Source organism: Parasphingorhabdus sp., assembly GCF_039982415.1.
Taxonomy (GTDB): domain Bacteria; phylum Pseudomonadota; class Alphaproteobacteria; order Sphingomonadales; family Sphingomonadaceae; genus Parasphingorhabdus.
This window is the reverse complement of sequence record NZ_JBDWYL010000010.1, coordinates 1-24,696: the sequence shown is the minus strand read 5'-3', so window position 1 is coordinate 24,696 and position 24,696 is coordinate 1. Positions and strand designations below refer to the sequence as shown.

Genomic DNA, 24,696 nt, shown 5'->3' with positions numbered 1-24,696 from the left:
ACGCATAGTCTTCATCGCAGAAAAATGTCTGGGCCCGGCCATTACCGCGCTGTGTCACATGGTGAGGGATGTCAGGAAGCACTGTTCGGGCAAGGCGGGCCATGACCATGGGGTAGAGACGTGGCGCTGATCGGTAAATATTCAGTGTTTGTCAGTAACGGTCAGCTGAGAGAGGAAATTAGTGCACTGTCACCGTAATTCGTAATTTCGTAATTCGTAATTCTAATGTATTTAGTAAACTGTCACCGTAATGCCGGTAAATATTCAGTGTTTGTCAGTAACGGTCAACTGAGAGAGGAAATTAGTGCACTGTCACCGTAATTCAATTCTTATTTTTTTTCGTGTTTCTAATAAGATAAAAAAATACCGCAAAAACAGGCCAAACTAAAAATATGTATACCCCAATAACAATCGGGTTTGTAAAATACTCAACATATTCGTTCGCCTGTGGTTTATAGCAAAATAAGCATCCAGCATCATAGGAATACGCAATAATGAAAAATATTACCAAAATATATATGGGAGAATAAATTAGCAGAATCAGTTGTAACCATCTTGGAATTTTTTTGATCACGAGTTTATCGCTCTTCTTTTTGAGCATTGTTGTAAGCATTTCTTGAAGGTCCACCTGGAAAACCCAAAATTATCAAACCTTCTCCATATGCCACTCCAACCGCAGCGCACACCAAAGCTAAATTTGGTTGCTGTGCTGAACATACCAATGCAATGTCTTTAGCCAATGCTAGATCGCATTTCTCTTTACTGGCCCCATGCGTAGCATAACATTCATCGTGCGTTTTGCAAGCCGCCCCCCAATTTCCATCAGGGACTCCTTCAGATCCATTGGAACCACAATAGTCATTTGATTCTGGTTCGGGCTTAGACGGGCGTTTGTACTCTGGCTTGATGTCACAGGGCACTCTGTTGCATCGTGGATTAACCCAAATAAGATTTGGAACAAAGCGATAGGGCTGATCAACAGTTTCCTCTTCTTCCGGTTCAGCCGTTACACATATTATTGTGTCTCCAGTTTCCGGATCGGTACAGCTCTCCATTCCTGTCGGATCAATCTTATTCATCGGATCATTCCCAACATACGCATAGAGATTAAACTGATCCTCATACCCAATCGGATCGGTCTGCAGGAACCGGCCCAGATAGGGCGAGTAGGCGCGGGCCTTATAGTGGTAGAGGCCCAGTTCCGGGATGATGATCTGACCGGTATAGCTGAACCGGCCGATATTGGTGTCATTGGGAATGCCATAAGCGTCATAGGCATTGACCTGAATGGCATTGCCCTGATGATCCGTTATCGCCGTGATGCTGCCCTGCCAGTTGGCGAATAAATGGCGGCGGGTGGCGGTGGATACCGCGCTGCCATTATACCAGAGCAGCGGCTGATCCACGCCATTGCCGTGCACATAGCGGTGCAGCATGGTGCCAGCGCTATTATATTCTGCCACCAACGCGTCGCCGTCATAAAGGAACCGTGTGGTGGTCGCAGCGCTGCCGCCATTAACCTCATAAAGCCGGCCCAGCGGATCATATTTCAGCGTCGCGTTCTTGGCGCCGCTAGCGCTGATCAGGCGGTTCTCGACATCATAGGTAAAGTTCACCGCGCCATCGCTGGTCAGATTGCCATTGGGGTCATAGGTAAATGCTGCTGGCCCGGCCTGCGTATATTGGTTGAGGCCGTTGACATTATAGCTGCGGTTCACGTCATAATGGGCGGTATTGGCATAAATGTCATTGGTGGTTGTGCGGGATTTGATTTGGTTGGCGGGCGTGTAGGCGAAGGTAAAATTATTGTCTTCGGCCGCGCCTGACAATTGAGTTACTTGTATATTTATCCGACCTACATTGTCATAATAATGCGTATTATATAGCCCTGAAATCCGGTAGTTATAGTAAAATTGCCCCTTAGAATTGTATATGTTGTGACCCAATCCTGCGCTACCCATCTCGCGCGTGATTGTCGATCGATTCAACCCATCATATTCATAGCTAAAATATTTCCCATCGGGATGGGTGATGCGGGTTCGGTTGCTGTTCTTGTCATATTGATAAGATAGCGTTCGCGCAGTTCCACCCATATTGTTGGTGGTCGAAGTCAGGCGGCCAACGTCATCATAAACATTGGTAATGCCTTGGCCTAAAGTATGGCCATGGCGCGCATAAGTTTGCAATCCGCGATTATCATACCCATAGCGCGTGATGCTGGTTGACCCGGGCAGCCAACTGCCGCTGCTTGACGTATGCCCTTTGAGGATTGGCCGGTTAAGCGGGTCATACCAATAGCGAATGCGGAGACTATCGCGCTTATAATGCCATTCTCTATTGCCATTTTTATCATAACTATATTGCTCATAATCTGCAGTATTTGAAACACCCGCTGTCGCCAGCGCGGTTGCCCATGTCGCATCATTATAGTTGCTGGGTTGGGCCGGAGATGGAAAATACCAATGGCTTTGCCGATCATGGCCGTCATAGACCATCGTTGCCTTGTTGCCGTTGGCGTCAATAACATACTGAACCTTGCGATTGCCGGTATAGCTATAGGTCACCTCAGCCTGTTCCAGCGGCGTCCCCACAGCTTTACGCACTTGTAAAACGCGGCTGGAATTCAGCGCATAAACGGTTTTGGTTATCCGATCTTTGCCATCCGGTCCGGGCGTATCATGGGTGCAGGCCGACGCCGGCAAGCTGTTAAACTGTGCTGGATTCATGCGCTGCGCTGTGCAGGTTAGCCGTCCCAGCCCATCGTAGCTATATTGAGTCATCGTGGCGGTCACGCCGTTGCTGCCAACCACCCAGCTTTTCAGCTTGCGGTTCATCGTATCAAAGCTGCTATGAACCGTGCGGTCAATACGGAAACTGCTGCCCCAATTGGCTGGAGCAATGGTTTCCGCTTTCCACGATGACAGTTCGCCGGATTCAGTCTTTATGACATTGCCTCGAATATCGTAAGTATTGCGGGTAGCGAGATATTTAAGAGCACTTACTCCGTCCGGGTCAGGCGCAATCGTGCCCGTAACTTGTCCCTTAATATCATAGCGGGTGGCGCTGGTATAAGCGGAAGCCGAGCTCTGCGCGTAAGCCGAAGTCGCAATCAGACCGGCGCTAAGACCGAAAAGCGTTAGCCCGGCGAAAGCGGCGCGCAGCGCATGTTCAGACAGGTTTAAACGGAGCTTGCTCATGGGCATGTACTCCCCGTTCCTTTGGGCTGGGTCTCAGCAATCTTCCGGCCATATTGGTCATATCGGTAGCAAGTGCGCAGAGCCAGGCCCGTGCTGTCTGCAACGGTTCCGCGCAGGAGAAGATTATTGGGGCCAGAGGTCGGGCCATAATCATAAGTGGTTACCACTTCATCAGCAGCGCCGCCGACACAGCCGGAACCTGATGCAGCGGTGGTCTTACAATATTCTTCGGAAGTCAGAACATAAATAGGTGGCTGCAGCGCTGTGCCGTTGACATCGCGCGCATAGCGAGCGGTATATGTGTAGCGGGTTTGCGGACGAATGCCATTGACCGCCGGCTCGGTTTTCGTGAGCATGCCGCCATGTGTCGCACTATAGGTATAGTCTGTCGCATAGCCGCGCGGGTCCGTGACTTTTGTCGGCTTGTCACACAGGACATCCGGTGCGTTGCAGATACTCGGCCCGGCCCACTGATTGGCGGTTGGATAGGTCCAAGTGGTAACATTGCTGGTAGCGCTAGAACCGGGCTTGGGATTCTCGCTCCGGGTGGTCACATTGTCCGCCCAGTCGCGAGTGAAAGAAATGCTATTGCCTTCCGGATAGGTGATTTTGGAAGGATAGACGCTGTAATAATGGGGTCCGGTAAGCGTGGTTGAATAGGCTATCGCATAGGCGCCTTGTGTGGAATATTCATAAGTTGATGTTCCATCGGGTGAGACGATAGATTCGACAAAACCATTGCCAAATGTCGCTTGGGTGGCTCCGGGAGACGAGGTCGTCCCGCCCGGCGGCGCCATCAGTGCATAGCTCCTCCTGATTTCCCCGAAACCAGGAACATAGTCGCCGGGATTATTTTCAATCGGCAAATGGGTATAGGACCATATGTCGCCAGTTGCGGTTATCTGGGTGGACACCTGATCCGCATTTTGGCCGCCTTGGCCCACACCCGTATAGGTGTTCTGAATAGCGCAGGTTGAACTGATCGGCAGGGTGACGCAGCTCAAATAGGGGAAGTTTTGCCACGTGACATATTGCAAATTCACCACCGAGCCATCGACCGCAGTGATTGACGTCAACTTCCCCGCACTGTCCCGGCCATAGGTCACCTTATAATTGGATCCGCTGCAGGAAGACGGCAATGCGGAAACGGTCAAATTAACTCCGCAGACGATGACATTATTGCCGGAATATTGCAGAACAACTGCATATCCACGATTGCTGGTGACAGATTTAAGTTTGGCAGCGCTGTCATAAGCATAGGTAAGCTTATGGCCGTTGGCGCTCGTCATACTAGTCAAGCGGCGGCTGAAGGAAGAAATGCCGGGATGGGTGTTGAAGATATAGGTATCGCCAGATTTATTGGTCAGCACCCAATCCGCTCCACTTGTCACCATCCGCCAGCCGGTATTACTGGAATCAAAAGGGAAAAATCCGCCAGCGGACAAGACGGTAAATGTGATTTTCTGCTTACCAATATAGATATTTTCATAGACATTCACGCCATTGCCTGGCGCAGAGCTCTCAAAGTGATTGCTATGCCCATGAAGGCTTGTGGCGTAGACATATGGAGGGATCACTCCATTTTGCGCCGATGGCTCTTCCATCTTCACATAATGATCCACCGTTAGTGGACCCATAGTGAGATCAACGCCTTCTTTTACGAACCTCCCGGATTGCAGATCTACGCCATGGGGGGACATAGTAGATACTTGCGGGAACTGTGTCCGAGGATCTTGTTGCGCCCAGGCTTGAGGGACAGAAAACAGGCCAGCCAGAGCTAGTCCCACGACTAAGATAGACTTAATATTCACGCGAGTTTCTCCGGCCAGCTGTGAAGTGATTGAATATTGGCAGGTAGGAAAAATCATCATTGAAATGGCCCTCCTCCGCCACCGCAGGCGGGATTGGATGCCCAGGTCAACGTTAAGTTCGAGCTTGCTGTGGCGCCGTGCGTGTCCTGAATTGTGTAATAGATGGTATAGGTGCCCGGGTTGGTTGTTCCGGTGACGCTAATCGATGTTCCGCCTGATATGGCGGCGCCCAGCGGTCCTGATACAGAAACGATGCTAATCGTATCGCCATCGGCATCCGTGTCATTATTTGTTACCGGATATGTCCCGGCGAGACAGGAAATACCATAGCTATCGGGATTGGCAACGGGCGGCGTATTGGGCACCTCATCATCCGATATCGTGCCAGCTCCTTGGCTGTCGGATAGAGTTGCTCCACCTGATGCAGCCGTCAGATTCACATAAAATGTTTCTTGCTGCTCAAAAATATTATTGTTGATGGTCGGAATGGTTATCGTTTTACTGGTTTGAGCTCCGGTAAATGATAAAAGGCCGCTATTGCCCGTATAATCCGACCCGCTAAGGGCAGAGCCGTTCGCCGTGGACCAGTTGACAGAATAGCTCTGATTGGTAGCCGCACTTTTGCTAATTGTGAAAGTGAGGGATCCTCCCTCTACAGCGCTTGCATCGCCTATCGAGAATGCCGGCGGTGTTTCACCACCGCCGGACCCAGGGGATCCTGTAACACCGCCATCGGTTCCTGATCCGTTAGATCCGGTCACGTCATAGCCTGTGCGATTGCCCGCATCGTCATAATCAATATCAGTCACAACCCCATTATTGACCGAACCGGTCTGAGACGTACGAACCAAACGCCCCAGTTCATCATAGGTGTAAATGACTGTCTCACTGGCAATGGCCGGGCTAAAGCCCAGCACCAGCGATGCTGCCAGCGGCAAACTGAGTAATTTCTTGGAGGGAGGCGACAGACCTATTCTGGGTTCAATATTGTGAAGATAGTCAATGTGAAAATCGGTGAACGCCGCAAATTCCATAAAGCCCCCTTTAGACTTTACAGAACTGTAACCTTCCTCTTCGATAGTCAATAAACAGAATCATCCATTTCGGATGTAGTTTTGAAGTATAAAATTTTGGATGCAAAATAACAAAATATGTTTATTTGCAACCGGAGGCAATTCAATCTGTTGCAGGAAACAAGCACTATCGCCGGAATTCGCAATAGTCCGCTATTGGAAAGGAAAACATCTGCGATGGGCAATCCTATATATTGGCCCCTATATTGGCCTATGGAACGAACGATCGTGGAAACCAATTATAATCGCCGCTTCTGGAAATGGCTGCTCATTCTCGCGTGAGAAAGTATTGGGTTCCAAGATAATGCCAATGGTTCTTTGGTATATGCATCTATCTGGTGCGGACGGCGGGACTCGAACCCGCACACCCATTTCGGATAGCAGATTTTAAGTCTGCTGCGTCTACCATTTCGCCACGTCCGCACCGGTAGATCCAATCAAGTTGGAACATGCGACAAGCATCATTGTTGGCAGCAGGTCAAGTGCTGAGATGCGCAAAATTCAAGTTTTTCAATGGACCGTCGGGTATTTGACAGTTTCGGCCGTTCTTTTGAGCGCTTAGCCCTTATTCAGCCGTTCGCGAATTTCTTTGCCGGGCTTGAAATAGGGGACGCGCTTGGCCGGGACTTCGACTGATTCTCCCGTGCGCGGATTGCGTCCGGTTCGCGGCTTGCGCTGACGGGTCGAGAAAGCGCCAAAACCGCGCAATTCAACACGGCCGCCTTCGGCCAATTTTTGACTTATCTGATTGAAAAATAAGTCAACAATCTTCTCAATTTCATCCGGCTTCAAATCTGGATTTTCTTCAGCCAATTTTTCGAGCAGTTCAGAACGTATCATACGCATGCCTTTCCGATTGTGGGGCAACCACGGAATTATGCTTTTGCTGCGTGCCAATCGCAGTCAGTTGCTTAGCGATTATGATCAGATAGTGACAGAAAATTTGCGTGTTTTCAATGGGCTTTGGATTTTACATTGCAATACGTCTTGATCTGGGACGCATCTGTCGCTTTGCCAATTCGGTAAATAATCCATCAACCAATGAAAAAGCCCGCCTCCTGAGGGAGAACGGGCTTTTTCATTCAACTATGCCGGGCCAAGCCCGTTGGGCTTAGTCGTCTTTCTTCTTAAGCGCTTCGCCAAGAATATCGCCGAGGCTGGCACCTGAATCAGTCGATCCAAATTGCTCAACCGCTTGTTTCTCTTCTGCCAATTGATGGGCTTTGATGGAGAAATTCGGTTTTTTGGAACGATCGAAGCCGGTGACCATGGCATCGAGCTTTTGGCCAACTTGGAAGCGATCAGGACGTTGCTCATCGCGATCACGACCAAGGTCGGTGCGCTTGATAAAGCCGGTAATGCCATCATCACCAACTTGCACTTCAAGTCCGCCATCGCGCACTTCAAGGACAGTAACCGTGGTGACAGATCCTTTCTTCAGACCGCCTGTATCGGTACCGCCAACGGCTGGAGCACCTTTTTCCAGTTGCTTCATACCCAGTGAAATGCGCTCTTTCTCAACATCGATATCGAGAACAATGGCTTTCACCTGTTCGCCTTTATGATGCAGGTTCAAAGCGTCTTCACCGGAAATGCCCCAAGCGATGTCCGACATGTGAACCATGCCATCGACATCCCCTTCGAGCCCGATGAACAAACCAAATTCTGTGGCGTTTTTGACTTCGCCTTCGACATGGCTGCCAACCGGATGGGCATCCGCAAAGTCGGTCCATGGATTGGATTGCGCTTGCTTGAGACCCAAGGAAATCCGACGCTTTTCGGTGTCGACTTCGAGAACGATAACATCGACTTCCTGAGAGGTTGAAACGATTTTTCCCGGATGGACATTTTTCTTCGTCCAGCTCATTTCAGACACATGGACAAGGCCTTCAATGCCCGCTTCCAGTTCAACAAAAGCACCATATTCGGTGATGTTGGTAACCGAACCAGACAATTTCGTGCCCACAGCATATTTTTCGGAAGCGGCTTCCCATGGATCGCTTTCGAGCTGTTTCATACCCAAGGAAATACGCTGCGTATCTTTGTTGATCTTGATGATCTGAACTTTCAGCGTGTCACCGATATTGATCATCTCATTCGGGTGATTCACTCGTTTGTAGCTCAGGTCCGTGACGTGGAGCAGGCCATCAATGCCGCCGAGATCAACAAAGGCGCCATAATCTGTGATATTTTTGACCACACCTTCGGTAACCTGACCTTCGGCCAAAGATTCGATAAGTCCGCTACGCTGTTCTGCGCGGGTTTCTTCGAGGATAGCCCGGCGTGAAACAACAATATTGCCCCGCTTGCGATCCATTTTCAAAATCTGAAATGGCTGGGAAATATCCATCAGCGGCGTGACATCACGCACCGGGCGGACATCAACCTGGCTGCCGGGCAAGAAGGCCACAGCGCCGTCCAGATCCACGGTGAAGCCACCTTTGACCCGGCCGAAGATGATGCCGTCGACACGATTGCCTTCGTCATATTCTTTTTCAAGCTTGTCCCAGCTGGCTTCGCGGCGTGCGCGGTCACGCGATAGCATGGCTTCGCCATTTACATTTTCGATGCGGTCGACATAGACTTCGACTTCGTCACCGACGTTAAGTTCGGCTTTTTGACCGGGAGCGGCGAATTCACGCAGCGCCACACGGCCTTCTGATTTCAGTCCGACATCAATGACTGCATGGTCATTTTCGATGCCGACAACGGTGCCTTTGACCACACGGCCTTCAAAGCCTTGATCTTCACCGCCAATTGATTCGTTTAATAATGCCGCGAAATCGTCGCGACTGGGAAATGCCGTAGAGGCCATATAAGAGTTCCTTAACAATATTTTTTCGGGCCAAGCGGTTGGTTCCGCTGGTCTTGGACCAAAACATGTCCGCCACCGCATGTGACTGACATATTCCCCAGAAAACTGCCGAAAATGGTAAAAGCAAAGATAAGCCCAAAATAGCAAAAGCTACGCCAAAGCCAGAGCGGCTATTCACCGTTCCGTCTTGCGCATGATTTTTTGCTATGCCGGATCTTTGTCGCGCCGGCGGTTTATCTTCGCATTCACCAAGGCGATTGCCTGTTGAATGGCGTCGCCTATAGTCAAATCAGTCGTATCAAGCAAGTCCGCATCTTCGGCGGGTTTCAGCGGCGCTGCTGAGCGATTTTGATCACGCGCATCCCGTTTCAAGATATCAGCCAGAATATCGTCAAAATTGACGGGCTCGCCGCGCCGTTTCATTTCTTCAAATCGTCTCACAGCCCGCGCTTCGGATGATGCGGTTACGAAAAGTTTTACATCGGCATCAGGCGCAATCACGGTTCCGATATCGCGGCCATCCAAAACCGCGCCAGCGGATTGGTACGCAAAATCCTTTTGTCGCTTGTCCAGAGCCCGCCGCACTTGTGGATGGATCGAGACCCGGCTGGCAAGGCCGCCAATAGTCTCGCTGCGCAAATCTGGATTATCGAGCAGCTGTCCGTCAAATGTACAGGCGTTCAGCGCATCGATCGGATCATCCGCATTGCCACCTTGCAGGCGAAGCGTCCATCCGACCGCCCGGTAGAGCAATCCCGTGTCAAGAAAGGGCAAAGAAAAATGTTTTGCCAGCTCTTTGGAAATCGTGCCTTTGCCGGAAGCAGTGGGACCGTCGACGGCGATAATCATTGCGCGCTGCCCTGCAAGGCTGCAAGCATTGATGCAAAACCGGGAAAGCTGGTTTCGGTCGGACTCATGTCATCAATTGTTAGGCCGGTTTCGGTTACAAGGCCAGCAACGGCAAAACTCATCGCAATCCGGTGATCCAATGCCGTTTTTATGGCTGAGGCCTTTGTTCCGCCAGGGAGGAAACCAGCGCGGCCGTTGATGGTGAGACCATCTTCTTTTTCGATTAGGTCGGCGCCCAAAAGGTTAAGGCCTTCAGCCATTCGTGACAGCCGGTCTGATTCTTTCACGCGCAGCTCCGACAAGCCGCTGGTTATCGTCGTACCCTCTGCCATTGCTGCTGCAATAAACAAAATGGGAAATTCATCAATCATGCTGGGTACGATATCCGCTGGTACCGCGATGCCTTTGAGCTTGCTATGTTTGACATGAATATCAGCCACGGGTTCGCCGCCGACAATTTGTTCATTTTCAAAGCGGATATCGCCGCCCATTTGCTGCAATATTGTGAACAGGCCGGCGCGAGTTGGATTGATACCGACATTTTCAACCACAATATCGGATCCCGGTACCAGCAAGGCAGCGACGACCGGAAATGCCGCGGAAGAAGGATCGCCGGGAACCTTGATTTTCTGCGGCGACAATTCGGTTTCTCCGACCAATGAAATTATGCGATTATCATTGGCATCGGTTTCTACTGTCACATTCGCGCCAAAGCCTTTCAGCATTGTTTCACTATGATCGCGCGTGGGAACCGGCTCGATGACCCGGGTGACGCCGGGGATATTCAATCCGGCAAGCAATATTGCCGATTTGACTTGCGCTGATGCAACCGGCAGCCGGTATTCCAATGGGATAGCTGGGCATAAGCCGCGCACGGTGAGCGGCAGGCAGGCTTTGTCATCCACTGATATTCGGGCAGTGAAATCAGCGCCCATGGCTGAAAGTGGTTCGATAACCCGGCCCATGGGGCGTTTGGAAAGGCTCGCATCACCGGTGAAAGTGACGCTGATATCATGCGCTGCAACCAAACCCATAAGCAGCCGGACCGAAGTGCCGCTATTGCCTAGATCAATGACCGTTTCAGGCTCCATCAGCCCGCCAATACCGACGCCAAATACGGTCCATTTGTCTCCGCTTTTGTCGATTTGGGCACCCATGGCGCGCAGCGCTTTGGCTGTGGCGAGCACGTCTTCTCCTTCCAGCAGGCCCGTAATTTCGCTCTCGCCAATAGCAAGGGCAGAGAGAATCAGTGCGCGGTGAGAAATGGATTTATCTCCTGGCACGCTGATCGCGCCGGTCAAGGCGGTCCCGGGCTTAAAGGAATCCGGCTTGGGTTCCGCGATAGTCTGATCTGTTGGTTTGCTGGTCATTTTTGGGCTTTATGATGCGGTCGCACGCGGATGATTCGCGGTTGATTCGTTTCAGGATGTGAAACGGCTTTTGACAGCGCGGCTCAGCTATGGCAAGGCGCGGCCCGATTGATTGATCGAATCCGTAAATTATGCGAGCGGTCATTATATATTACTGACAAATAAGGATTTGGAACCAGCCATGGTGAAGCCAGAATGGGGCACGAAGAGAACATGCCCGAAATGCGGAACACGTTTTTACGATTTGGGCAAAGAAGACCCCGTCAATTGCATTGAATGCGGTGAGACATGGACGCCCGAGCCAGGCTTGAAATCAAAACAGCCTATGCCGTTTGAAGAATCACCGAAGAAAGACGCCAAAAAAGAAGACGAAGTGGCGGATGATGATTTGGATGTGAATATTGATGACGATGATCCATCGCCAGACAATGAAGTCGATTTGGGCGGTGATGATGATTTGGGCGTAACCAAAGGCAAAGGTGACGACGACGATAACGCCGAAACTTAAGTTTCACTGTTGCAAGTGTCATTTGGGACTTGCAATAAGCGGCGCGCTTGGATTAAACGCGCCGCTTAAGGGGCCTTAGCTCAGCTGGGAGAGCGCTTCGCTGGCAGCGAAGAGGTCAGCGGTTCGATCCCGCTAGGCTCCACCAATTTTTTGTGCACTGCACAATTTTCGGTCCACGCCAACCGCTTCAGCGTCTCCATGTGATCCATTGCTGCTCTGCTTCCAGGCTACTCGACCATCGCACCATAGCCTGGAATATAAGGGCGGTCGGGTCCGAGAATTTGCAACGAAAAGGCTTTTACGATCCGAACCCCAACATCCTATGATGCGATCATTCTTGGTGCTGGCGGTGCCGGCTTGATGTGCGCGGCGGTTGCTGGACAACGCGGCCGCAAGGTTCTGGTGATTGATCATGCTGATCAGCCGGGAAAGAAAATTCTGATTTCCGGTGGAGGGCGGTGCAATTTCACCAATATCCATACCGCGCCCGATCGGTATCTTTCGGCCAATAAGCATTTTGCGAAATCTGCACTAAGCCGATACACGGCCGATGATTTCATCGCTCTGGTAAACCGATATGATATTGCTTGGCACGAAAAGACTTTGGGCCAGTTATTTTGTGACGGTTCAGCCAAACAGATTGTTGCGATGTTGATGGATGAATGTCCGGCCGAGACCGTTACCGTTTCGCTTGGCCAATCAATCACCAATGTCCGCCATGGCGATAGCGTTTATCAAGTCGACTATGGCGATCAGTCCGCAACCGCGCCGTCTCTGGTGATAGCAACCGGAGGACCTTCTATCCCGAAAATGGGCGCAACCAGTTTTGCTTATGAGATTGCACGGCAATTCCGTCTTAAAATCGTTGAACCCCGTCCCGCTTTGGTACCGCTCACCCTTGGCGGTGAAGAGACATTATTCCGTTCCCTGTCGGGTGTATCGGCGCCAATTATAGCGCGTTGCGGCAAAACCGCTTTTCGGGAAGCCGCTTTGTTTACCCATAAGGGCTTGTCCGGTCCGGCGATCTTGCAAATATCCTCCTTTTGGCGGCACGGCGAGGCGGTAAAAGTGGATTTTGTGCCCGACCTAAAACCGGATTGGTTGACGCAATTGAAGCGCGAAAAACCACGTATCTCGCTCAGCAGCGCAGTGAATGCGCATTTGCCAACCCGCCTCTGCGAAACTCTTTTGGACCGGATTGCGTTGTCCGGAGACCTTGGCAATCTTGCCGATCGCAAGCTGGAAGAGGCGGCGCACCGGCTCTCCCACTGGTCCTTCATGCCCAATGGGACGGAAGGTTATGCCAAAGCCGAAGTGACGGCAGGTGGCATTAGTACCGCCGAGTTATCCTCGCAAAATATGGAAGCTAGGCAAATGCCCGGACTCTATGCTATTGGCGAGGCTGTAGATGTCACCGGCTGGCTCGGAGGCTATAATTTTCAATGGGCTTGGGCGAGCGGCTGGGCTGCAGCTCAAACTCTTTAGACCAACGATATTTTATCGCAAACCGCTGGCAAATGGCATTTCCGGCGGTCTTTTATTTTTGCCACTGAACGGATTTTCATGCCTTTTTCCAAACTTCCTCCGCTTCTTGCTGAAGCCCTTACCGAACGCGAATATGAAAAGCCTACCGCTGTGCAAGCGGCGGTGCTCGAACCTGAAACCGAAGGACGCGATCTCATCGTCTCGGCACAAACCGGCTCCGGCAAGACCGTGGCATTTGGTCTCGCCATGGCCCCGCAACTCTTGGAAGATAGCGGACGATTTCCGTTTCTGGTCGAACCTTTGGCGTTGGTCATTGCGCCCACGCGAGAATTGGCACTGCAAGTCAGCCGTGAACTCAATTGGCTCTATGCGAAAGCCGGTGCGCAAATCGCAACCTGCGTGGGTGGTATGGACGCCTCAAAAGAACGGCGCACGTTGCGGCGCGGCGCCCATGTTATTGTCGGCACGCCAGGCCGTTTGCGCGATCATCTGGAGCGCGGCGCCTTGGATCTTAGCAAATTGCGCGCAGCGGTGCTTGATGAAGCCGATGAAATGCTCGACATGGGTTTCCGCGAAGATCTGGAAGAAATATTAGACGCCACTGCCGAGGACAGGCGGACATTGCTCTTCTCAGCCACCATTCCAAAGCCGATCATCAATTTGGCGAAACGTTATCAAAATGATGCGATGCGAATTTCAACTGTTGGCGAAGATCGCGGTCATGGCGATATTGCTTATCAAGCCATAACGGTTGCCCCGGCTGATACAGAGAATGCCGTGGTCAATTTGCTGCGCTTCCACGAAGCGGAATCCGCCATGCTGTTTTGCGGAACACGCGAAGCCGTGCGCCGGCTCCATACCAGTTTGGCCGATCGAGGATTCAGCGCGGTGGCTTTGTCCGGTGAACATACTCAGGCTGAGCGTAATCAAGCAATGCAAGCATTGCGCAGCAAACGCGCCCGAGTCTGTGTCGCAACAGATGTCGCGGCTCGCGGTCTTGATTTGCCGACATTGTCGCTTGTGATCCACGTCGAAATTCCACGAGATGCAGAGACTTTGCAGCACCGTTCAGGACGAACGGGCCGGGCAGGTAAAAAAGGAACTGCTGTAATTATTGTACCTTATCAGCGGCGCAAGCGCGTGGAATCAATGTTGCGCGGGGCAAAAATCAACGCCGAATGGAAAGATGCACCCACGCGGGCTGATATTCGCAAAAATGATGCGGAACGATTGATGGAAACACTGCTCGCTCCAGTGGAAATTGATGATGATGATCTGGAGCTGGCCAAGCGATTGATGGCGGAAAAATCGGCTGAAGAAATTGCGGCCATGCTAGTCCAATCACATCGTTCCAAAATGCCAGCGCCGGAACAGATGCTGGACCGCGGTGCCCAATCGAAACCAGCGCCGGGCGGCCCGCGCCCGGGCTTTGAAGATACAGTCTGGTTCAAAATGAATGTCGGCCACAACCAACGCGCCGATGCCCGCTGGATTTTACCGGTTCTGTGCCGGCGCGGTCATGTGACCAAGAATGAAATTGGTGCTATTCGCATTAATGGCGATGACACGCTATTTGAAATTCCGCGTCATGTGGTTGGTAAATTTACCAAAGCGATTGCCGAAAAACGGGAAACCGGCGGTGATGACACGGATGATATTGCAATCACTCAATTTGAAGGTACACCGCGAGATGCCGCAAAACGGAATCGCAAAGGTGGCCGCCGAGACAATGCGCGGGGCGGACGGGATCGCGACTACAGCAATGCCAGCAAAAAATTCGGCGGTAAGAAATTTGGAGCCAAAAAATATAAGGACCGCAATGATGGCGGCAGGAAGGCCAAAGACGACCGGTCAGTTGAAGGCGGAAAACCTTATGTAAAACGAAAAACCACCGGCAATCGCGATGACACCGGCGCGTCAGGGGGCGCCGGCAAAGCGGGGGACAATTACAAAAAGAAACCCAAATTCAAGGGCGGCAGCAAATCAGCACCGTATAAACAGGGTGGGGGCAAGAAGAAAAAGCTCCATCGCGGGAAACGTCCCTTTGAAGGCGCGCGTGATCAGGGTCCGAAAAAGGATTGAGCCCCGATAGTCGAGGAATATGACCAACACCGTTCAAATTTATGTGGATGCGGATGCCTGCCCGGTGAAGGAAGAAATTTACCGGGTGGCCTATCGTCATGAAGTGCCCGTCATTCTGGTTAGCAATAGCCATTTTAAAATTCCCGATCATCCCCTGATCAGTAAGAAAATCGTCAGCGATAAATTTGATGCGGCGGATGATTATATCGCTGACATAATAGCAGCCGGGATGGTCGTTATTACCGCCGATATTTTGCTGGCTGATCGCTGCATCAAAGCGGGCGCGGATGTGCTTGCGCCCAATGGCAAGCCATTTACCGCAAATTCAATCGGAGCCGCGGTTGCGACACGCGCGATTATGCAAGACTTACGGGCTGGCATGGGAACAGAAAATATTGGTGGCCCACCGCCATTTGGTAAAAATGACCGATCGAGATTTTTATCTTCTTTGGACGAGATGCTCGTGCGATTGAAACGCAGCTCTTAGTCCACCGTCACTTGAAAGGTAAGCGCATAGCCTTCGGCAGGGCCTAAAGAGGCAGCGGTCGCAGTCAGTGTGCCGCCGCTAAATGAGGCACCAAAGGGATCATTTTCATCCGCACCGGTGGCGTCATCATCCTCCGCTGTCGCAGCGGAGCCGCAATTGCTGCCGCTTTGCATGGATGCAGCAACAAATGTGACATTGGCAGGAAGCGTATCCGTTGCGCTGATTGTGGAAGCGGTAGCGCTGCCGGCATTGGAAATCAGGATGCAATATTGAATCGTCGCGCCGGGTATGGATTTCGGATCGGTATTCCCATTTACAGGATCGTTGAGCACGCTGCTTAACTTTGTGACGCTTAACGTGGTCGCTGGCGTACAAAAGGTAAAATCATAAATGGATATGGCTTGGCCCATGGGGTCATTCGGCGCGGTGGTATGGTTCCCATAAGTGATAGTGATTGTATCAACCGGCTGGGCAAAGGTTGCGACCACGTTGCCATCATCACTCGTGCCACCTGACAGGCCGTCACCGACAATGTCATTGCCAAGGTTGAAGTTCACCACACCGTTGGTCAAAGTGGCATTAAACGGGGCGCCACCATTGAAAGTACCGGTGACGGTTAACTTGTCGGCGAAATCATTAGCTGCAAAATCGACATCAAATACGGTGAACTGAGCGCCGGGAACTGCAGTTGGTAATGTAACAATGGTGGTCGTGACTTCATCGCGCGTCGCATATTCAATATTTTGATAGAGTGACAAGCCAGCGCTTCCAAAACCACCGCTATTGTCTATCGTTAGGTTGAGCGGGACGGAAAATACGCCTTCGGTCGCGACAGCAAAATTGACGGTTCCCAAATTGGCCAAGGTCGCGCTGCCAGTTGTGCTTCCCGATGTCCAACTGTGATTATTCCAATCTAGTAAAATTGTACCCGATCCAGCAGCAGCACAAATTCCCCCAATATTTGGAGGTATGCCTGGCAATCGTCCACCGACCGTAAAACTTCGCGATGCAAAATCATCTTCCGTTGTGACGCCATTGCCGGGCGTGGAATCGGGATCTGTCGGCGAAGCCGTCAATATCTCAGCCGTATTGGTTATCGTGCTGCCGGCGGTAGCGGTCACGTTTACCGACAAGTCAATCGACATAGTTTGGCCAGGCGCGATATCTGTTCCCAACGTCCATATGCCGGTTCCGCTGTTAAAAGACCCGGTCCCGGAAGCGCTTACAAACGTAACCCCGGCCGGCAATATGTCTCGCACTGTGACACCTGTTGCAGACAAATCCGAACCGGCCGAATTGGTGACCGACAATGTATAAACCGCGCTGCTGGGTGAACTGGAAGCAACGGTTTTGGCGAGCGACAAATCGGCACTTGGCGGTGGGGTTTCCAAGAACAAATCCATCTGGAAAAACGTACCGTTGACGCCATTGTCGACAAAGTCGCAAACAAAAAGCGTCCAAGTTCCGAAAGAACCTTGTCCGGTAAATACGGCATCGACGCTATTTGATGGCGAGAAGGTTCGTTGATAAGGCGGCACCACTGTTCCCGCAGTGGCCGTGTCATTAGCTGTATGCGTGTCGACACTGGTCGCTGTATCATCATCAAGCAGCACGTTGAAATTGTCGGCGGTTCCGCCAACAAGATTTTTCATTGTAACAATACTGCCGGCAGGTGAGCGCAAAAACAGCGCGAATTCGGAACGTGTATCGTGGGACATTAAGACCCCGACATTGACATCCTGAACGCTAAAATCATCGGATACAAAAATATCGCGTTGAAAGGTTATGCCCACGGTGCAGGAATCAGCTCCGGATATTTCACCTGCGGCGCTGTCCGTACTGTTTGTATATTGGTTTACCGTTTGGGCATAAGCGGTGCCGGGCAGAATATAGACAAAACCAAGCAGCAGCACGAGCAACCAAGCCCGCACCTTAGCAGTCTGCCATTGCTTCCTGCTTTCCTGCTGGATTTCTAAACCCCTATTCATCGATTTGGCATTATTCGACAGTGGCTAATATTTGGTAAAATTCTGGTAACGTTGACTGATAACACAAAATTTTACAATTGATCCATTTTCAATTCAAAGCCCTGAAAAACAAGCCGATCTCAAGGTTTAGCCTGCCCAATCTCCGCGACCGGCCATCCACAGACTGATCGCCGCCACCGCCGCTGTGTCCGCCCGTAAAATGCGCGGCCCCAAGGATATCGGAACGGATTGCGGATTGGCGCGGATTGTCACATTTTCGGCGTCAGTAAAGCCACCTTCAGGGCCAATTAAAATTGCAGCGGGTCCAGGATGGGCAACCAAAGCTTTACGGAAGCTGGCTTCTTCGCCTTCAAACAAACGTTCGTCAGCGAAAAAAAGATGTCGATCATTTGGCCAGTCTTCCAAAATTGCATCCAGCCTTGTTATGGCGTCTAATTGTGGCAGCGCAGTGCGCTCACATTGCTCAGCGGCTTCGATCATATGCGCACGCAGCTTGTCTGGTTTTACTGGATGTTTTTGAGTGCGTTGTGTTTGTACCGGTATCATTTTCGATATTCCCAATTCCGTCGCTTTTTCTGCGATCCAATGGAAGCGATCTTTTTTAATCGGCGCGGATAGGAGCCACAGATCCGGTGTCTGTTCGCGCTCGCGGGTTTTTCCGTCGACTGATACTTTTAAATCGCGTTTCCCGGTTGTTGTGACATGGGCCAAATATTCGCCGGTTCGATCATCAAATAATTTGACCGGTTGGCCCTCTTTGACCCGCATCACGTTCAACAGATAATGGGCGTGCGGACCATCCAATCGAATTTGCGCCCCATCGCTCAACTCGACGTCGACATAAAGGCGTGGCGCACTATGGGGTGGATAAGCAGGTGTGGCAGGCATGAGTTAAGCGGATCCCTTATTGGGTTTCTGCCAATTGCCGTTTTATCTTGCGATAAAACGCCTTTCGACATGCGCAGGAGTAACGTTATAGAAGCGATATGTCATCTGATCATCCTACCACTGTCCCGGATACCGAATATCGCGGTTTAATAGGCCTGTTGCCTGTCCGTGTTCGCCCATATGCATTGCTGGCCAGATTGGACCGCCCAATCGGTTGGTGGCTGCTTTTTTGGCCCTGTTCTTGGGGTGTCGCTTTGGCTGGCGGAGCGCTTTCGCACTGGACATTGCTCCTATGGTTCTTATTGGGGGCTGTCGCGATGCGCGGGGCGGGTTGCGTCTATAACGATATTGTTGACCGTGATCTTGATAAAAAGGTTGAGCGCACCCGAACACGTCCGTTGGCCAGTGGCGAAATATCTTTGAAAGCCGCGTGGGTTTGGTTGTTGCTGTTATGCGGGATCGGTTTGCTGGTGTGGTTGCAACTCAATCTGACCGCCAAATTGGTATCATTGGCGAGTTTGGCGCTGGTTGCCGGCTATCCGTTCATGAAGCGCATCACTTGGTGGCCGCAAGCGTGGTTGGGCATGGTCTTCTCTTGGGGCGCCTTAGTCGGTTGGCTCGCCATCGATGCCGCATTCTCCTTGCCGATGCTGCTAATTTATGGCGGCTCAATTGCCTGGGTTATCGGATTTGATACGATATATGCCCTACAAGACCGCGAAGATGATGCCTTGGTTGGTATTCGGTCCAGCGCCTTGCGTTTGGGGGATAATTTGCGATTTGGAGTGTTGGGCTTTTATCTCGTCGCCTTGGCCGGCTGGGCCGGAGCCTTTTGGATGCTGCGCCCGCAAGGGCTGGCTTTGGTCGCTCTATTGCCCGTCGCCTTGCATCTTTTGTGGCAAGTCAGCACACTCAATAGCGAAGATGGTGAAGATGCGTTGCGAAAATTCCGCTCCAATCGCTTTGCTGGTTTATTAATGTTCCTGGCCTGTTTTGTACTGGGCCAAGCTGGCTGAGCGCAATCGTTTCCAATTTAATTACATTGTCTCTTGCAACCTATACAGATTATGGCATCGTTAATTGCATAGTTAAATCATCCAATTCCCGGAGATATTGCATGAACAAACGCCGTCTTGGTCGGAGCCCGATTTATGTCTCTGACATTTGTATGGGGACAATGACCTTCGGCAGTGGTGCTGATGAAGATATGTCTCGTCAAATTCTTGATATGTCCCTGGATGCCGGGATCAACTTTTTTGATACTGCCGAAAATTATCCCGTGCCGCCCAAACCAGAATGGGCAGGTGAGACTGAAAAAATTGTCGGGCGCTGGATGAAAGACAAAGATCGTGACAGCCTGATCATTGCGACAAAAGTATCGGGGCCGAGCCATGGCTGGATACGGTCGGCGCAGCGCGCAGGAATGACCGCATTAGATCGGCACAATATTGTCAAAGCGCTCGATGCCAGCCTCAAGCGGCTGCAAACGGACTATATTGACCTGTACCAGACCCATTGGCCCGATCATGGCATTGCTTATGATGAAACCATGGAGGTTCTTGATGAGCAGATTCGCGCTGGGAAAATTCGCGCCATTGGTTGCTCAAATGAGACCAGCTGGGGGTTGATGAAATCTTTGGAAGCATCAGAGCGTTTGGGGGTAGCGCGTTACTGCACCATCCAGAATAATTTCAGCATGAATAATCGGCGCTTCGAGGATGAACTCGCGCAAGTATGCCGCGAAGAAGGGGTTAGTCTCATCCCGTATTCACCGCTAGGCGGCGGCGCTTTGTCAGGCAAATATAATGATGGCGCCACGCCGGAGGGTGCCCGTTTTTCTGCCTATCTCAAAATGGGCGGGCGGCAAAAGAAAATGGCAGAGCGCTTTGTTAATCCAAAAAGTGAAGAATCGACCAAGCGGTTTATGGATATTGCAAAAGAACTGGAAATTGCGCCCGTGACATTGGCAACGGCCTGGTCAAAGCAGCATGATTTTGTGGCTTCCACCATTGTGGGCGCAACCCATAGCAATCAACTTGCCGATATTTTTGCCGCAGCCGATGTCGAGCTCAGCTCGGATGTAATGAAGCGGATCTATAAAATCAGCCGAGAAATCATGTATCCGATGGGTTGATCCCCTTCGAAAACCGTAACGAAAGATAGAATGATGAACCGTTTTCTCAACCATAGTGGCGCGAAATATCCGATTGTACAGGCGCCCATGGGCTGGATTGCTCGCTCCCAATTAGCTTCGGCTGTTTGCAATGCTGGTGGCTTAGGAGTTATCGAGACTTCATCGGGGGAGACGGATAATTGCTTGGCCGAAATTGCCAAGATGAGTGAACTTACCGATGCGCCTTTTGGTGTGAACCTACCGATCATGTTTTTGAAAGACCCCGCAATATTAGACCATATTTGCGGCTCAGGAGTGAAATTTGTTACCACTTCGGCAGGCAGTCCGGCCAAATTTATCGGCCCGCTGAAAGAAGCCGGAATCACCGTCTATCACGCGGTCCCGACGGTTGACGCTGCGATGAAATGTGTAGAAGCTGGCATTGATGGCCTGGTGGTCGAGGGTGCAGAGGGCGGTGGTTTTAAAAATCCGGAAGAAGTGTCCACCTTGGTTTTGTTGCAAGCCATTCGCCACCAGTCCGACATTCCGATGATCGCGGCTGGCGGTATTGCGGATGGCAAAGGCATGGCTGCGGCCTTTGCCTTGGGTGCGGAGGCTATTCAAATGGGTACGCGGTTTGTATCGAGCGCGGAAAGCCCGGTTCACCATAATTACAAGCAAGCGATATTGGATGCGAAGGAAACCGGCACCTATGTCCTGAACAAGAAGGCAACCCCATGCATCCGTGCGTTGAAAACCGAGCGTACAGCAAAAATATATGAAGATGGCTTGATGCCGCCCGACACTTTCAAAGGTATTTTGGATGTCTATTTTGGCGGCGATATGGAGGCGGCTGTTGGCCTTGCTGGGCAGTCATCCGGCTTGATTGACGAGATAAAAACCGCCAAGCAGATTATTGATGAGACGGTCGCTGAATTTTTTGAAATTACCGAGCGCATGAGCGCGCTCAACACCGCTAAAAGCTTTTAACCAACACGCTATTTTAAGAGAGGAAAACCCCAGATGAGCATTGATAACGCCAAGCAACTTTTTACCACAGTAACCGAGGATGGCAAACTTGTGCTCTCTGTAGAGCCTTATGATGTGCCGGAACCGGCTGATCATGAAGTGATTGTGGAGATGGAAGCTGTGCCGATTAATCCATCCGATTTGGGACTGCTGACGGCCCCGGCAGATATGGACACGGTGCGCAGTGAAGAAGTGGATGGCCACCCGGCTTTGGTTGCCGATATCGATCCTAAAATGATGCGCATTTTTGCCGGTCGTAAAGGTAAGAAACTTGCCGCCGGTAATGAAGGAGCTGGTAAGGTCGTTGCCGCAGGTGCTTCCGATGCTGCGCAGGCTTTACTAGGAAAAACCGTGACCATCGTGGGAGGCGAAATGTACCGGTCGCATCGGATCATGCCAGCAATGATGTGTGTGCCGCTTCCAGAAGGCGCTCCCGCGAAAGAAGGAGCAAGCCTGTTCGTCAATCCGATGACAGCACAAGGCTTTGTCAACACCATGCGGTCGGAAGGTCATGAAGCGCTGGTCCATACCGCCGCTGCATCCAATCTCGGACAAATGTTGGCCAAATTGTGCCTGAAGGAAAATATTCCCCTCGTCGCAATTGTGCGGAGCGACGCGCAAAAGAAGATCCTCACCGATATCGGTCTGCCCGATGGACATGTCCTCGACAGCAGCAAGGATGACTTCATGCCCGCGCTTGTGGATGCGCTAGCGGAAACCGGCGCAACCCTCGGTTTTGATGCTATTGGCGGCGGTAAGATGGCCAATTATATCCTGACCGCAATGGAACAGGCCGCGGCGAAACGCGGCGCCGAGTTCAGCGTCTATGGTTCCACCGTCAACAAGCAGGTTTATATTTATGGCAGGCTCGACACTGGTGATACGATCCTTGGCGCGGGCTATGGCCTTTATTGGGGTGTTGGTGGCTGGTTGCTGACCCCGCATCTCGAAGAAGTTGGCATGGAACGCATGATGGAAATGCGGATGTTCACCGTCGCCGAACGCAATGGCATTTTCCATAGCGATTATTCGAGCGAGATTTCGCTGATGGACATGATCGATCCGGACATTGCCAAAGCCTATGAGAAGAAAGCGACGGGTGAGAAGGTGCTGGTAAATCCAAGCCTTTAAGACTTGTTTTCAAAATAAGGCGTCATCCTGATAGGTTTCGGGATGACGCCATAACTAGACTAAACTTTCTTTGAGCACCTGATTTTCAGCAGTCAATCTAGCAATTTCCTCTTGCAAAGGCTTGCCTGCAAGATCGACTATATCTTTGGTGAAGCGCGGGACGATATATTGCCGATTACCACGAAAATCTCCCCATTGTTCGCGGACTCCAATTTCGGACTGGGCTTCACGGACGCTGTTAGTGGTGAGCATATCGAGAAATTTATAAGCCATGATTTATTTCCACCGCCTGGTTTGGACCGCCACCGTGAACGGCTACGCGCTGGCGGTCCGATGGGGAAGTGCTTGCCGATCAGGCGTAGCTGACAATCTCAAATTCAATCGCATTCCAATCGAAAAAGTAGAACCGCTTGCCCGGATCATAATCATCATGGCCGAAGGGCTTCAGTCCTGCCGCGACAACCTTTGCCTCAAGGGCATCCAGATCATCAACGGTCATTGCGACATGGTTCATCGGTTCTCCCTTGCGGAAGCTTGGATCGGCGGCCTTCACATTCTCATTGGTGTAAAGCGCGAGATATTGGTCATCACTGCCCACGTGGATCGTGTGACCACCCGACATTGATGGCCCCTCCCACCGGATATGCCAACCAAATAGATCGCGCATCAGGTTTGCGGACCGCTGTGGGTCGCTCACGGTCATGTTCACATGTTCCAGCGTTGCTTTTGTCATTTTTCATATCCTTTTCCTTCGTTGTTATAGGTGATTCGCCAAGGCGGGAAACGCCGATTGTTGCCGCCATCAAAGAGGCACAGGCCATTACCAGCTGGATCGTGCAGGCGCGCTTCACGCCAACCCCAATTTTGGTCAGTCGGCTGGCTGTCAAAGACAATGCCCTTAGCTTCGAGATTGGCCACGTCTGTATCGAGCGTATCGGTTTCGAAATATATCATGCTGGTCGAGGCTGAGATTTCCTCCACTTGATGAATGGAGAATGTCTCTCCGCTGTCCGTTTCAAAGCGAGCATAGCGAGGCGGGGCATGGACAATATGGAGAAGACCAAGCGTCTGATAAAATTGGACTGACGCGTCATAGTCGAGACATCCGACGGTGACTTGATTTAGCTTCATAATCTGACTTTCCCTAAAAACGTTCACAATGTGAGGTTTTTTCCCTCACTTGCGATTCGTACAACCTCAAGTTAAGTTGAGGTCAAGAGATTATTTTAATTGCCGTTTTGAAAGGGAAATTCATGCCGGAAACCAAAGCTTTGACCATCGGTGCTCTCGCGGCGCGGACCGGCCTGTCAGTCTCGGCCATCCGTTTCTATGAGGAAAAGGGGCTCGTCGAACCCTTCCGTTCCGGTGGCGGCCAGCGGCGGTTTTTGCGGTCTGACATAAGACGCCTGTCGTTCGTCCTGATCGCGCAGCAATTGGGCCTAAGTATCGGAGAGATTGAACACCAGCTAGCGAGCCTCCCGCATGGCCGGACACCGACACAGGCGGACTGGGCGCGGATAAGCCAGGGGATGCGAAAAGTCATCAATACGCGGATCGCGGAACTGGAGCGGACTCGGGACCGGCTAGACGGTTGCATCGGTTGCGGTTGCCTGAGCCTGAAGAAATGCCAACTCTATAATCCGGAAGATCGGGCGGGATTAAAAGGGCCTGGGCCAAGGCTGGTTTTGGAGGATTAGCGGATGTTCTTGGTCTTTCTAATGACCGCTGCATCTCGTTAGCGGACGTTAGCTTTCGTTCCATCGAATGTCGGAAACCGGGGGTGCAAACGGACCTTGCACCGGAGCTCTAATATAACCAAAGTGCAGCGATGGAATGGAATAAGATATCAGCTGATTTTGAACCTGATGGA

At 51.4% G+C, this 24,696-nt stretch carries 21 protein-coding genes and 2 tRNA genes; 10 read left to right on the top strand and 13 right to left on the bottom strand.

Translation table 11 applies throughout. The annotated features are described in order from the left end of the window. Positions 1–578: 578 nt before the first annotated feature. The 8 genes from ABJU74_RS14225 to aroA all read right to left on the bottom strand — a co-directional run bounded on the left by ABJU74_RS14225 (position 579) and on the right by aroA (position 11,115). A complete protein-coding gene (locus ABJU74_RS14225; RefSeq protein WP_348382858.1) occupies positions 579–3,197 on the bottom strand; it encodes an RHS repeat-associated core domain-containing protein in 2,619 nt (872 codons plus the stop codon). Beyond that, positions 3,194–5,068 (bottom strand): hypothetical protein, encoded by a 1,875-nt coding sequence (locus tag ABJU74_RS14220; protein WP_348382857.1) that lies wholly within the window; start codon positions 5,066–5,068, stop codon positions 3,194–3,196. The genes ABJU74_RS14225 and ABJU74_RS14220 overlap by 4 nt, the downstream gene beginning before the upstream one ends. Next, positions 5,065–6,042 carry a Calx-beta domain-containing protein gene (locus tag ABJU74_RS14215; RefSeq protein ID WP_348382856.1) on the bottom strand — a complete coding sequence of 326 codons (978 nt, stop codon included), beginning with the start codon at positions 6,040–6,042 and terminating at the stop codon, positions 5,065–5,067. The genes ABJU74_RS14220 and ABJU74_RS14215 overlap by 4 nt, the downstream gene beginning before the upstream one ends. A gap of 375 nt (positions 6,043–6,417) precedes the next feature. Next, a tRNA-Leu gene (locus tag ABJU74_RS14210) sits at positions 6,418–6,504 on the bottom strand. Between the two features lie 135 nt (positions 6,505–6,639). After that, complete coding sequence (locus ABJU74_RS14205; RefSeq protein WP_348382861.1) at positions 6,640–6,921, bottom strand: integration host factor subunit beta; 282 nt, start codon at positions 6,919–6,921, stop codon at positions 6,640–6,642. Positions 6,922–7,192: 271 nt separating this feature from the next. Beyond that, positions 7,193–8,896 (bottom strand): 30S ribosomal protein S1, encoded by a 1,704-nt coding sequence (gene rpsA / locus ABJU74_RS14200; protein WP_348382855.1) that lies wholly within the window; start codon positions 8,894–8,896, stop codon positions 7,193–7,195. A 204-nt stretch (positions 8,897–9,100) separates the two neighbouring features. Further along, a complete protein-coding gene (gene cmk, locus ABJU74_RS14195) occupies positions 9,101–9,745 on the bottom strand; it encodes a (d)CMP kinase (RefSeq protein WP_348382854.1) in 645 nt (214 codons plus the stop codon). Further along, complete coding sequence (gene aroA, locus ABJU74_RS14190; protein ID WP_348382853.1) at positions 9,742–11,115, bottom strand: 3-phosphoshikimate 1-carboxyvinyltransferase; 1,374 nt, start codon at positions 11,113–11,115, stop codon at positions 9,742–9,744. Before aroA ends, cmk begins: the two co-directional genes overlap by 4 nt. A gap of 181 nt (positions 11,116–11,296) precedes the next feature. On the opposite strand from aroA, the gene ABJU74_RS14185 reads away from it, so the two are divergent. The 5 genes from ABJU74_RS14185 (at position 11,297) to ABJU74_RS14165 (ending at position 15,677) form a co-directional block, all read left to right on the top strand. Then, entirely contained in the window at positions 11,297–11,623 is a 327-nt protein-coding gene (locus tag ABJU74_RS14185) for a TIGR02300 family protein (RefSeq protein WP_348382860.1), read from the top strand. 69 nt (positions 11,624–11,692) lie between these two features. After that, a tRNA-Ala gene (locus tag ABJU74_RS14180) sits at positions 11,693–11,768 on the top strand. A 158-nt stretch (positions 11,769–11,926) separates the two neighbouring features. Then, the gene (locus ABJU74_RS14175; RefSeq protein WP_348382859.1) at positions 11,927–13,108 is read left to right on the top strand and encodes an NAD(P)/FAD-dependent oxidoreductase; all 1,182 of its coding nucleotides are present in this window, start codon (positions 11,927–11,929) and stop codon (positions 13,106–13,108) included. A 78-nt stretch (positions 13,109–13,186) separates the two neighbouring features. Then, the gene (locus tag ABJU74_RS14170; RefSeq protein WP_348382852.1) at positions 13,187–15,190 is read left to right on the top strand and encodes a DEAD/DEAH box helicase; all 2,004 of its coding nucleotides are present in this window, start codon (positions 13,187–13,189) and stop codon (positions 15,188–15,190) included. Positions 15,191–15,209: 19 nt separating this feature from the next. Then, a complete protein-coding gene (locus ABJU74_RS14165) occupies positions 15,210–15,677 on the top strand; it encodes a YaiI/YqxD family protein (protein ID WP_348382851.1) in 468 nt (155 codons plus the stop codon). Here ABJU74_RS14165 and ABJU74_RS14160 read toward each other — a convergent pair. Further along, entirely contained in the window at positions 15,674–17,665 is a 1,992-nt protein-coding gene (locus tag ABJU74_RS14160) for a DUF11 domain-containing protein (RefSeq protein ID WP_348382850.1), read from the bottom strand. The two genes, ABJU74_RS14165 and ABJU74_RS14160, sit on opposite strands and share 4 nt — an antisense overlap. A 126-nt stretch (positions 17,666–17,791) precedes the next feature. Further along, positions 17,792–18,553: a 16S rRNA (uracil(1498)-N(3))-methyltransferase gene (locus ABJU74_RS14155; protein ID WP_348382849.1), complete on the bottom strand. Its 762-nt coding sequence runs from the start codon at positions 18,551–18,553 to the stop codon at positions 17,792–17,794. Between the two features lie 98 nt (positions 18,554–18,651). Here ABJU74_RS14155 and ubiA point away from each other — a divergent pair, with 98 nt between their 5' ends. The 4 genes from ubiA (at position 18,652) to ABJU74_RS14135 (ending at position 22,826) form a co-directional block, all read left to right on the top strand. Then, complete coding sequence (ubiA, locus tag ABJU74_RS14150; RefSeq protein ID WP_348382848.1) at positions 18,652–19,569, top strand: 4-hydroxybenzoate octaprenyltransferase; 918 nt, start codon at positions 18,652–18,654, stop codon at positions 19,567–19,569. A gap of 101 nt (positions 19,570–19,670) precedes the next feature. After that, positions 19,671–20,687, top strand: coding sequence for an aldo/keto reductase (locus tag ABJU74_RS14145; RefSeq protein ID WP_348382847.1), 1,017 nt, complete (start codon positions 19,671–19,673; stop codon positions 20,685–20,687). Positions 20,688–20,717: 30 nt separating this feature from the next. Next, positions 20,718–21,656 carry a nitronate monooxygenase family protein gene (locus tag ABJU74_RS14140; protein WP_348382846.1) on the top strand — a complete coding sequence of 313 codons (939 nt, stop codon included), beginning with the start codon at positions 20,718–20,720 and terminating at the stop codon, positions 21,654–21,656. Between the two features lie 33 nt (positions 21,657–21,689). Then, positions 21,690–22,826: an NADH oxidase gene (locus tag ABJU74_RS14135; RefSeq protein ID WP_348382845.1), complete on the top strand. Its 1,137-nt coding sequence runs from the start codon at positions 21,690–21,692 to the stop codon at positions 22,824–22,826. A gap of 54 nt (positions 22,827–22,880) precedes the next feature. On the opposite strand, the gene ABJU74_RS14130 is transcribed toward ABJU74_RS14135, so the two are convergent. The 3 genes from ABJU74_RS14130 to ABJU74_RS14120 all read right to left on the bottom strand — a co-directional run bounded on the left by ABJU74_RS14130 (position 22,881) and on the right by ABJU74_RS14120 (position 23,957). Further along, complete coding sequence (locus ABJU74_RS14130) at positions 22,881–23,099, bottom strand: hypothetical protein (RefSeq protein WP_348382844.1); 219 nt, start codon at positions 23,097–23,099, stop codon at positions 22,881–22,883. Positions 23,100–23,178: 79 nt separating this feature from the next. Then, complete coding sequence (locus ABJU74_RS14125; protein ID WP_348382843.1) at positions 23,179–23,559, bottom strand: VOC family protein; 381 nt, start codon at positions 23,557–23,559, stop codon at positions 23,179–23,181. After that, positions 23,556–23,957 (bottom strand): VOC family protein, encoded by a 402-nt coding sequence (locus ABJU74_RS14120; protein ID WP_348382842.1) that lies wholly within the window; start codon positions 23,955–23,957, stop codon positions 23,556–23,558. Before ABJU74_RS14120 ends, ABJU74_RS14125 begins: the two co-directional genes overlap by 4 nt. A gap of 122 nt (positions 23,958–24,079) precedes the next feature. On the opposite strand from ABJU74_RS14120, the gene soxR reads away from it, so the two are divergent. Then, on the top strand, positions 24,080–24,523 hold the full coding sequence (gene soxR, locus ABJU74_RS14115) for a redox-sensitive transcriptional activator SoxR (RefSeq protein WP_348382841.1): 444 nt from the start codon (positions 24,080–24,082) through the stop codon (positions 24,521–24,523). Positions 24,524–24,696 lie beyond the last annotated feature (173 nt).

What these genes read in the sequence shown, in the direction of transcription:
- aroA (WP_348382853.1), bottom strand. Translation starts at nt 11,115, where the DNA reads ATGACCAGCAAACCAACAGATCAGACTATCGCGGAACCCAAGCCGGAT.
- ABJU74_RS14145 (WP_348382847.1), top strand. Translation starts at nt 19,671, where the DNA reads ATGAACAAACGCCGTCTTGGTCGGAGCCCGATTTATGTCTCTGACATT.
- ABJU74_RS14130 (WP_348382844.1), bottom strand. Translation starts at nt 23,099, where the DNA reads ATGGCTTATAAATTTCTCGATATGCTCACCACTAACAGCGTCCGTGAA.
- ABJU74_RS14140 (WP_348382846.1), top strand. Translation starts at nt 20,718, where the DNA reads ATGATGAACCGTTTTCTCAACCATAGTGGCGCGAAATATCCGATTGTA.
- ABJU74_RS14170 (WP_348382852.1), top strand. Translation starts at nt 13,187, where the DNA reads ATGCCTTTTTCCAAACTTCCTCCGCTTCTTGCTGAAGCCCTTACCGAA.
- cmk (WP_348382854.1), bottom strand. Translation starts at nt 9,745, where the DNA reads ATGATTATCGCCGTCGACGGTCCCACTGCTTCCGGCAAAGGCACGATT.
- rpsA (WP_348382855.1), bottom strand. Translation starts at nt 8,896, where the DNA reads ATGGCCTCTACGGCATTTCCCAGTCGCGACGATTTCGCGGCATTATTA.
- ABJU74_RS14160 (WP_348382850.1), bottom strand. Translation starts at nt 17,665, where the DNA reads ATGAATAGGGGTTTAGAAATCCAGCAGGAAAGCAGGAAGCAATGGCAG.
- ABJU74_RS14215 (WP_348382856.1), bottom strand. Translation starts at nt 6,042, where the DNA reads ATGGAATTTGCGGCGTTCACCGATTTTCACATTGACTATCTTCACAAT.
- soxR (WP_348382841.1), top strand. Translation starts at nt 24,080, where the DNA reads ATGCCGGAAACCAAAGCTTTGACCATCGGTGCTCTCGCGGCGCGGACC.
- ABJU74_RS14205 (WP_348382861.1), bottom strand. Translation starts at nt 6,921, where the DNA reads ATGATACGTTCTGAACTGCTCGAAAAATTGGCTGAAGAAAATCCAGAT.
- ABJU74_RS14220 (WP_348382857.1), bottom strand. Translation starts at nt 5,068, where the DNA reads ATGATGATTTTTCCTACCTGCCAATATTCAATCACTTCACAGCTGGCC.
- ubiA (WP_348382848.1), top strand. Translation starts at nt 18,652, where the DNA reads ATGTCATCTGATCATCCTACCACTGTCCCGGATACCGAATATCGCGGT.
- ABJU74_RS14155 (WP_348382849.1), bottom strand. Translation starts at nt 18,553, where the DNA reads ATGCCTGCCACACCTGCTTATCCACCCCATAGTGCGCCACGCCTTTAT.
- ABJU74_RS14225 (WP_348382858.1), bottom strand. Translation starts at nt 3,197, where the DNA reads ATGAGCAAGCTCCGTTTAAACCTGTCTGAACATGCGCTGCGCGCCGCT.
- ABJU74_RS14135 (WP_348382845.1), top strand. Translation starts at nt 21,690, where the DNA reads ATGAGCATTGATAACGCCAAGCAACTTTTTACCACAGTAACCGAGGAT.
- ABJU74_RS14185 (WP_348382860.1), top strand. Translation starts at nt 11,297, where the DNA reads ATGGTGAAGCCAGAATGGGGCACGAAGAGAACATGCCCGAAATGCGGA.
- ABJU74_RS14165 (WP_348382851.1), top strand. Translation starts at nt 15,210, where the DNA reads ATGACCAACACCGTTCAAATTTATGTGGATGCGGATGCCTGCCCGGTG.
- ABJU74_RS14120 (WP_348382842.1), bottom strand. Translation starts at nt 23,957, where the DNA reads ATGAAGCTAAATCAAGTCACCGTCGGATGTCTCGACTATGACGCGTCA.
- ABJU74_RS14125 (WP_348382843.1), bottom strand. Translation starts at nt 23,559, where the DNA reads ATGACAAAAGCAACGCTGGAACATGTGAACATGACCGTGAGCGACCCA.